The organism is Enterococcus spodopteracolus, assembly GCF_030441955.1.
GTDB lineage: Bacteria > Bacillota > Bacilli > Lactobacillales > Enterococcaceae > Enterococcus_B > Enterococcus_B spodopteracolus.
On sequence record NZ_JARJHD010000144.1, the window covers coordinates 1 to 389 of the forward strand.

General features: G+C 41.1%; 1 pseudogene. It reads right to left on the bottom strand.

Annotated features, from left to right (window positions below):
• Positions 1–389 (bottom strand): annotated as a pseudogene (locus P3R27_RS14955) (extracellular solute-binding protein); the annotation flags it as partial.

Genomic DNA, 389 nt, shown 5'->3' on the forward strand with positions numbered 1-389 from the left:
TTACTGATTTGTGCTGCTCGTGAATACGTATCAATAATGATCCCACCACGTCCATTGATAAACGGCTCATCCCATTTATCTGCTGCCATGGTTGCAAAATCACGATTGACATAGCCTTGTTCCACCATATCTTTAACAAATTGCATTGATTCTAGGTATTCTGGTTGCATAAAGGATGGCTCTAAAGTGCCGTCTATTTCTTTCCAAGCATTTCCTGCCCCAAACCAAGTAGCTAACACATCGTAAGGACTATTTGAATTGATCGAGCCAGGCCATTGGGGAATAATCAAACCAAACGTATCATTTTCACCATTCCCATCGGGATCGTTCTCAGTAAATGCTTTGGCAATCTCATAAAGATCATCGATCGTTTCTGGTACCTCTAAGTT